This window comes from Hydrogenophaga pseudoflava NBRC 102511, assembly GCF_001592285.1.
In the GTDB taxonomy this organism is placed as follows: Bacteria; Pseudomonadota; Gammaproteobacteria; order Burkholderiales; family Burkholderiaceae_C; genus Hydrogenophaga; species Hydrogenophaga pseudoflava.
On record NZ_BCWQ01000029.1, the window covers coordinates 1 to 8,777 of the forward strand.

Consider the following 8,777-nt stretch of genomic DNA (forward strand, 5'->3'; position numbering starts at 1 on the left):
TTGGTGGACGCTGAGGTCTTTGAATGAACCCACACGCGTCTCACGCCGCGTCGCCCAAAGCGTTGTTGCTCACCATCTGGAGGCACAAAAGCCTCATCTTGGCGCTTGTCAAGCGTGAGATTGAAGGGCGATACAAAGGCTCGCTGTTCGGTGTGTTCTGGTCTGTGCTCACACCCCTGCTGATGGTCTCGGTATTCACCTTCGTATTCGGAGAGATATTCCAGTCCAAATGGGCAGGCGCCAGAAACGCGAACCATCTTGATTTTGCGGCCGCCCTGTTCACAGGCCTGTTGGTCTATAACCTGTTTGCGGAATGCATCGGAAAAGCATCGTTTCTGATCACATCCAATCCCAATTATGTGAAAAAGATTGTCTTCCCGCTCGAAGTGCTGTGTGTCGTCACCGTTCTTGCGGCTCTTTTCCACTTTTTGGTCGCCTATGTCATTGTCGTACTCATGGTCCTGTTTTCTGGCTGGACATTGACCTGGACAGTGATCCTGACACCCATTGTGATGGCCCCCCTGCTGATGCTGGTGACAGGATTGACCTGGGCCATTTCCTCGTTGGGAGTATTCCTCCGGGACATTGGCCAGATTGTCGGCCCCGCACTGACAGCGCTCATGTTTCTAAGCCCTATTTTTTACCCGCTGTCATCCGTAAACCCGCGCCTCCAATGGGTATACCAGCTCAACCCATTGACCCAGGTCGTCGAGAACCTCAGAGGCGTGCTGCTGCATCAAACGCTACCAGACTGGAAGTCTTGGATGTTGTACACCACCATCTGTGCCGTGGTGATGGTGCTGGGTTTCGTTTTCTTCCAGAGAACCAGAAAGGGCTTTTCCGATGTCATCTGACGTAGCCGTCAGAGTTGACGGACTGAGCAAGTGCTACCACATCTACGACAGACCTCAGGATCGTCTTACACAGTCCCTGATGCCGCGGATTCACCGCCTGCTGTCCCTGCCCGAAAAGCGCTATTTCAGAGAATTCTGGGCGCTGCGCAATGTCTCATTTGAAATCCCCAAGGGCCAAACCATTGGAATCATCGGGCAAAACGGAAGTGGCAAATCCACCTTGCTGCAAATGATCTGCGGAACACTCACACCCAGCAGTGGCAGCATTGAGACAGAAGGTCGCGTGGCGGCATTGCTGGAACTTGGATCGGGCTTCAATCCTGAATTCAGCGGCCGCGACAATGTTTACATGAACGCGGCCCTGCTGGGGCTCGAAAAAAAGGAAATAGAGGACCGCTTTGACGAAATCGTCCGCTTCGCAGACATCGGAAAATTCATTGATGAGCCGGTAAAGAGCTACTCCAGCGGCATGATGGTGCGTCTGGCGTTTTCAGTTCAGGCGCAGATCGATCCGGACATACTGATTGTTGACGAGGCTCTGGCCGTTGGTGACGCGAAGTTCCAGGCCAAGTGCTTTGACCGACTCAAGCAACTCAAGGAAAGCGGGACCAGCATTCTTTTGGTCACCCATTCCTCGGAGCAGATCGTTACCCACTGCGACAGCGCCATTCTCTTGGAAAAGGGCGAGGTACTGGAGCGGGGCAACACAAAGTCAGTGGTCAATCGCTACCACGACGTGCTGTTTGGCACCGGGCCAAGCTCGGTGGCCCCAACAGTCGCCTCGCTTGGCGCCCCCCCCGCAACTGTTGAAACCAACCCACGTCACCTGTCCACCGACAGCGACTTCTTCTCCAGCCATGCAGGCTACAACCCGTACGAATACAGATGGGGGGACCAAGCTGCAGCCATCCTAGACTTCCACCTCTCGTGTCAGGGAGAGTCCTATCCCGTGTCTGTGAAGTCAGGTGCGCGAATGGATCTCGAACTCTCCGTTCAATACCGGAAACGGCTGATCAACCCGATCTTCGGCCTGACGGTCAAGAACAAGGAAGGCGTCACGCTGTATGGATCCAACTCCGAACTGCTGTCGCAGGCCAGCATGCGCGACACTGGCGAAGCGGGCACCAGTGTACTCATCCGGGCCAGCTTTCACGCCAATCTGGCGCCCGGTGACTATTTCATATCCCTTGGCATCGCAACCCGTGATGGCGAGACCATCACGCCGCATGATCGCCGTTACGACTCCATCCACTTCGTGGTGAGATCTCCTGAGCCGTTTTTCGGATTGGCTCGCCTGGAGCTGGCCATCTCCGAAGTAGCCCGCCTGAACTGATGAACCCCATTTCGCCCATTTACTCCCAGAGCGCCTCGGATGGCGTGTGGCAGCGCCCAGACCACGGCGAGTTCGGCTACAGCGATGGCGATGAGGTTGAAAACCGAATCGCATCGGTCATCGCGGCAACACAGGACTGCTCGGTACTGTCCTCGCAGTTGCGTTCGCACATCATCGACTGGCCTACCCGTTATCACCTTTCATCGCAGCGTGCCAATATCCTGCGCCCACTTCGCGCAAGCCTTTCAGGCTCGGTGCTGGAGATCGGCTCTGGTTGTGGCGCTATCACGCGCTACCTGGGGGAGGTTGCACGATCAGTGACGGCACTGGAGGGTAGCAGAAGACGGGCCCACATCACCCGGCTGCGCACGCGAGACCAGGGCAATGTGGAAGTGATTTGCGACGAGTTCTCCGCGTTTGAAACCGAGCAGCGTTTTGATGCGGTGACCCTGATCGGCGTGCTCGAATACGCCAACATGTTTGTCCGCAGCGACCAGGCCGCTTTGCACATGCTTTCCAAAGCGCGGGCGCGGCTCAACGACGACGGCTGCCTCATCATCGCGATTGAAAACCAGCTGGGGTTGAAGTACTGGGCAGGCGCTCCGGAGGACCATCTCGGCCAGGCCATGCTGGGTCTGGAGGACAAGTACAAGCCGGGCGGTGTACGCACCTACGGGAAGCAAGCGCTTGGCGACTTGCTGAAGAGTGCCGGATTCGAGTCGGTGGATTTCCTGTATCCGTTCCCGGACTACAAGTTGCCGTCGTGTGTGCTGGCGGAAGGTGCTTTCAACAACCCTGCGTTCGACCCGACGCCCTTTCTGGTACTGACGGCTGCCAAAGATCACCAGCTTCCTGCCGACTCGGCCTTCTGCCTGGAGCGGGTATGGCCCGTCGTGCAGGCCAACGGCTTGGCCATGGACCTTGCCAACTCGTTCCTCATTGTGGCGAGGCCTCGAGACAAGTCGAAAGCCACCGCACCTGGGGATGGCAAGCGACCATTGGCCTGGCATTTCAGCACCCAGCGGCTGCCCCAGTTCTGCAAAGAGACCGTGTTCAGCCATGAGCGGGATGACTCGGAAGTGTCGATCGTCAGGAGGCCGCTTTCGAGCAACGCGGAAGCTTCGGCCGCCTCCGTTCCAGGCCTGAGCCACCGACTGGAGGACGATACACCTTATGCGCCACTGCCTTTGCTCAGCAGCAGCCTCATCGACATCGTCACTCGCCCCGGATGGTCAGACCAGCAACTGGCTGACTTCGTGCTCTTGTATGCAGTTCAGCTGGCCAGGATCGGCTCGATAGATCTTGTTCAGGACAGCCGCGTCCGCTGGAATCAGCCGTTGCCAGGCTGGTTGTTCGACTGCATCCCACAGAACATCCGCGTACACCCGGATGGTACGTGCAGCGTGTTCGATCTGGAATGGCGCCTGGAACAGGACCTCTCCTTTGTCCAACTGGTCTTCAGAAGCCTCTGGCACACAGTGGGAGGGTTGTCACAGATCGGAGCTCACGCCAGCGAGTCACGCCTGTCGATGCTGGATATCATCACCCGCACGCTGCGTCTGCTGGGTGCCGAGCTGTCCACGAGCGAAGCGAAAGCGCTGGTTCGCTACGAACTGGACCTGCAACTGGCGCTGAGTGGAGAGACGACAGACTTTGAACAGGTCTGGCAGTGGCTCAAGGACGGTGCTCAGCGACAACTCAACACCCATGAGCGGCTGAAGGAGCGCCTAGGACAGGATGGAGCCCTTGCTCAGTGGCAGCAGCACAGCCGCAATCTGGAGCAGGAGGTCCACCAGCGAGATTTGGCCTTGCAGGATCTGCGACGGCATTGCGACCATCTCACGGAGCAAGTACGCAGGACAGAGGAGTCGTTGCTCCTGGCGCACCAGACCACACAGTCGGTTGTTGAACGCGCCAGCTCCGACTCATTGAGAAACAGTCTGGCGTTGCATCGACTGACCAGACAACTCACCAACAGTCATCTGGTTTCACGTTCGCCCAAGAGCCTGGTCAAGCTCGCCCGTGACTTTCAGCACGTCACCCGGCTTGCCGACTCAGGCTCATCGTCGCCTCGTTCCCTCAACTGGATTGCTGCGGTACACGGCTGGCGACAGCCCAAGCCCTCGGTCATCGGGCTTGCGCGCATCGACCACGGCTCACAGGCCGAGCAACTGATGACGCAGTCATGCCACTGGAACTTTCCTTTTGAGTGGCGTTTCAGCGCTGCCCATGCCTCTGCAGCTCAATCGGCCGGAGCCATCGCTCACCAACTGGAGATCTTTGCACACCTGTCCACCGAGACAAGCGAACCGGCGGGGGATCGGAACACCTGGTTGAAGTCGCTGCCAGACCGTTCGTACCTAGCATTTCCGCGCCTGCTCGACAGATCGGGCGCCGGATCTGACAGCGGCTGGCCGCTGCCAGATGCCGAACTGCTCCGATTGGCCTATGTCGCGCTGCTGTGCGATTCAGGTCTGTCGGTGGTCTATGTGGGTGCCAAAGCGGCTATGCAGACCACTCAGAGTCCCGCGGTCTGTCCGCTGATGGTGCTCGCCCGCCCCGATGTCTGCAGCGCCCAGCCCAACTTGCTTTCCTTCTGGGAATCCCGCCTGGATGCTGGCCAGGTGGCAGACGAACTCGCTCGCATCCGCAGCACAGTGGAAGCCAGACAGCAGCGAATCCTTGTCCTCTAACGCATCAAGCACCCGCATGGCCAGCAAAAGGCAACCGTCCGGCAACAAGTCTTCACTGAAGGATTTGTTGAAACAACTGAAGGGTTCTGATCGGGTCGATGTATCGGCGTTGCCGCTGGAGTTCGATGCGAGGACCTACCTCGATCTCAATCCCGATATCGCGCAAAGCGGGTTCAATCCCTACTGGCACTACATCGTTCAGGGTCAGAAGGAACAACGCCCTTACAGCAGGGACCAGGTCCCGTCTGGCTGGAGATCTTCCGAGGCACTGCCAGATGACTTCGATCCGGAGGAGTACCGTCGACTCAACACAGACTTGGCGAACTATGAGGGAGACCTCAAGGAGCACTTCCTTCGATATGGCATCCAGGAGTTTCGGCGCTACAGGACAGGGCGCCCCCCTGTCTTGCCGGCCCTCGACAAGTACGAGTGCATCCCAGACGACTTCGACCCGGACATCTATCTCACCCTCAACCCGGACGTTGTGCGCTCCCCCCTCAATCCTTACGAGCACTTTGCGAGCCACGGTGTCACCGAGAAGCGCCCATACAGGCTCCCAACTCCCACGGCCTGCCATGGCCAGGAGTTCGACCCGAGCAAACCCTCCATCCTGCTGGTCAGCCATGAGGCCTCCCGCACAGGTGCACCCATCCTTACGTGGAACATCTGCAAGCAACTTTCGGCCTCGCACAACACGGTTGTTCTGCTGCTCGCCCCTGGGGCGTTGCTGACAAACTTTCAAGTGGATGCACACGCCACGTACCTCATCCCGGAGGCCAAACACAACCCGACCGTCGCACGACATGTTGTGGACACGCTGCGGCTGCGCCATTCAATCGGGTATGCCATCCTCAACAGCATCGAAACCGGAGCGCTGTGCGAGCCACTGACTGTGGCCGGCGTCCCCAATGTGCTGCTCATCCATGAGTTCGCTGCGAACACGATGCCGCGCGACAAGTTTGCGCACGCTCGGGTTTGGGCGTCCTTAACCGTTTTTTCGACGGAACTCACCAAAGCCGACGCGGCCAGCTGCTTTCCGGGCTTGTTTGATCACGTCAAGGTCATGCCCCAGGGGCGGTGCTTGATTCCTCCGACCCTGCGCACATCCCCTGACGCCGCATTCGTTTCCGACATCGGCCCCAAGTCGGCTCCAGATATTGCGAAAACAAAGCGACGGCTGGTGATCGGTCTTGGCAGTGTCTGCATCAGAAAAGGCGTGGACCTGTTCATCGAAGTCGCTGCGCGCATGGAAAAGCTGTCGGGGCAGCAAGACTGTGAGTTTCTGTGGGTGGGAGGGGGATACCCGGACTATGACCCTGAGTACTCGGCCATCCTGAAAGACCAGATGTCTCGTGCCGGTCTCGATGATCGAATCCACATCGTCGCCGAAACCGACGATCTGGAATCCCTCTACGCCAAAGCAGACCTGCTTCTGCTCAGTTCACGTCTGGACCCATTGCCGAATGTGGCGATCGATGCCATCTGCGAGGGTCTTCCCGTGGTGTGCTTCGACAGAGCCAGCGGCATTGCCGATGTCCTCAGGGCGAACGGTCTGCAAGAACGGTGTGTGGCGGACTACCTCGATTCCACGGACATGGCCCAAAAGGCGGTGTGCCTGCTTGAGGACCAAGTGAGCCCCACCGTGCGCCAGGCTCTGCGCCGCATCGGCGCCAATGCGTTTTCCATGCCCGGGTACTGCGACTCATTGGTCGGGATGCAGGAAGAAGCAAGGAACCAATGGTGTAAGCGGTCGACCACGGTCGACGAGCTGATCAAAGGCCGGCACTTCGATGCTCCCTACTATCTGGGCAGACCTCTGGCTCCTTACCAACCACAACTGACCGAAAGAGCGTTGTGCTGGGACTATGTACTCAGGGCTTCGTTGGGCACCGTCATCAGGAAACCCGTGCCCGGATTCAACCCTTTGGCGTACCGGGAGCGGCTGGCCCTGCCACCCGGTGTCGACCCCCTGCTTCATCACATGAAGCAGTCGGGTCACCAGGATATCCCTCTGATCACACCGACCTCCTGTGAGCCATCGGACCGACTCACGCAACAGTCTAGAACCGCGCTGCACCTGCACGCCTTCTACCCGGATCTGCTGCCCGATATCCTGCAGCGCCTTCGAGCCAATCAGTGTGCCGTCGATGTTTTCGTCACAGTGGATTCGGAAGTCAAACGCGCCGAGGTTCAGAGCATTCTGCATTCCTTCGACCTGCAACAGACGCCTGTGGAATGTGTCCCCAACGTCGGTCGTGACATCTATCCGTTCCTCGACCTTTGCAGCTCCATCATTGATCAATACGATGTGATCGGGCATCTGCACACGAAGAAAAGCCCTCATGTGACCGACGGCAGTGATCTCGTGATGCGATGGCGCGAACTCCTCCTTGGCAACCTGCTTGGCAGCGACCGCGAGCCCAGAATGCTGGATCGCATCATTGGGCACATGGACAAGCACCCGGAAGTTCAGATTGTCTTTCCCGACGATCCGCATGTCATGGGCTGGGGAAAGAATGAAGCCATGGCCAGGCAACTCGTTTCCGAAGACGACTTCTCCGGACTTCCCAGACAGTTTGACTTCCCAGTGGGAACCATGTTCTGGTCGCGTGCAGCTTACCTGCGCAGCTTTCAGGAAATGAACCTGCCCAAACGATTCACGCCTGCCGAGCCCCTGCCCATTGACGGCACAGTGTTGCACGCCTGGGAACGGTTGCTCGGAGCCAAAGCAGCTACCGGACAGCCTCCCCGCTATGCCCTGACCTTTGTTCCGGGTCTGACGCGATGATCGCAGTCGTGCTCGGAGGCAACGGATTCATCGGTTCGGCGCTGGTGTCTCGTCTGCTGGCGCAAGGACACGCGGTCCGAGTCTTTGACAGAGGAGTGCCGATGCACGCCTCGAAGTCATTTCATTTCTTCGCCGGCGATTTCACCACCCACGCGGACTTCTCGGAGTTGCTGCAAGGCGCCGATATCGTTTTCCATCTGATATCGACGACCTTGCCAAACACCTCGGTGGACAACACCACGGCCGATGTGCACGGCAACCTGCTGTCCACCCTTCGTCTGCTGGAGCAGATGAAGAAAAAGGGAATCTCCCGCATTGTGTTTCCCTCTTCCGGCGGAACTGTGTATGGGGAGGCTCAATACTTGCCGATCGACGAGAGGCACCCCACGGAACCGATCGTTCCCTACGGCGCAACCAAACTGGCCATCGAAAAGTACCTGGCGATCTTTAGACATGCGGGACAACTGGACCCCATCTGCCTACGCATCTCGAATCCCTATGGCCCAGGATTTCGACCAGAGTCGCCACAAGGGGTCATCGGTGCATTCCTCAACAAGAGCCTGAACAATCAACCCATTGATCTTTGGGGGGCCGGGGACGTCCAGAGGGACTATCTCTACATCGACGACCTGATTGACGCCATGATCGCAGCGGCCTCCTACCAAGGCCCTCATTTCCTGTTCAATATTTCGACTGGTATTGGGACCTCCTTGCTGGAGATCATTGCACTTGTCGAGCAAGCCACAGGGCACCCTCTCGTTGTGCACCGACACAGCAGCCGATCATTCGACGTGAAGTCCAATGTGCTCTGCAACGCCAGGGCGCAGCAGGAACTCGGCTGGAGCCCCAAGCTGTCGTTGACGCAAGGCATTGAGCGGACACTGCAATGGCTGAAATCTGCAAGGAAATACAGCGATTCACAGGCACCGAACACATGATTCGTTGCGCCAGACCTGATCGCTGATTGCTTTTTTCTGGCCGGCAGATCAGGCGGTATAAGGCATGATCGACGGGAGCGCCTGCAAATTCATATACTGGGCTACGCTTAGAAATCGCTGCCAATCTTTGGCAGTCTTTCTATGAGCTGCCGACATCCTGCCGCCATGGCA

General features: G+C 58.0%; 5 protein-coding genes. All 5 read left to right on the plus strand.

Annotated elements, in window-relative coordinates:
- The first annotated feature begins 23 nt into the window (after window positions 1–23).
- The 5 genes from HPS01S_RS21200 to HPS01S_RS21220 are packed head-to-tail and all read left to right on the plus strand — an operon-like array spanning window position 24 to window position 8,606.
- Complete coding sequence (locus HPS01S_RS21200) at window positions 24–854, plus strand: ABC transporter permease (protein ID WP_084397643.1); 831 nt, start codon at window positions 24–26, stop codon at window positions 852–854.
- On the plus strand, window positions 844–2,187 hold the full coding sequence (locus tag HPS01S_RS21205) for an ABC transporter ATP-binding protein (RefSeq protein WP_066161113.1): 1,344 nt from the start codon (window positions 844–846) through the stop codon (window positions 2,185–2,187). Before HPS01S_RS21200 ends, HPS01S_RS21205 begins: the two co-directional genes overlap by 11 nt.
- Window positions 2,187–4,880 (plus strand): class I SAM-dependent methyltransferase, encoded by a 2,694-nt coding sequence (locus HPS01S_RS21210; RefSeq protein ID WP_066161116.1) that lies wholly within the window; start codon window positions 2,187–2,189, stop codon window positions 4,878–4,880. The genes HPS01S_RS21205 and HPS01S_RS21210 overlap by 1 nt, the downstream gene beginning before the upstream one ends.
- Before the next feature lie 16 nt (window positions 4,881–4,896).
- A complete protein-coding gene (locus tag HPS01S_RS21215) occupies window positions 4,897–7,668 on the plus strand; it encodes a rhamnan synthesis F family protein (RefSeq protein ID WP_169803966.1) in 2,772 nt (923 codons plus the stop codon).
- Window positions 7,665–8,606: an NAD-dependent epimerase/dehydratase family protein gene (locus HPS01S_RS21220; RefSeq protein ID WP_084397646.1), complete on the plus strand. Its 942-nt coding sequence runs from the start codon at window positions 7,665–7,667 to the stop codon at window positions 8,604–8,606. The genes HPS01S_RS21215 and HPS01S_RS21220 overlap by 4 nt, the downstream gene beginning before the upstream one ends.
- The last annotated feature ends 171 nt before the right edge of the window (window positions 8,607–8,777 follow it).

Coding starts and splice junctions, on each gene's coding strand:
- HPS01S_RS21200 (WP_084397643.1), top strand. CDS start 24: ATGAACCCACACGCGTCTCACGCCGCGTCGCCCAAAGCGTTGTTGCTC.
- HPS01S_RS21205 (WP_066161113.1), top strand. CDS start 844: ATGTCATCTGACGTAGCCGTCAGAGTTGACGGACTGAGCAAGTGCTAC.
- HPS01S_RS21210 (WP_066161116.1), top strand. CDS start 2,187: ATGAACCCCATTTCGCCCATTTACTCCCAGAGCGCCTCGGATGGCGTG.
- HPS01S_RS21215 (WP_169803966.1), top strand. CDS start 4,897: ATGGCCAGCAAAAGGCAACCGTCCGGCAACAAGTCTTCACTGAAGGAT.
- HPS01S_RS21220 (WP_084397646.1), top strand. CDS start 7,665: ATGATCGCAGTCGTGCTCGGAGGCAACGGATTCATCGGTTCGGCGCTG.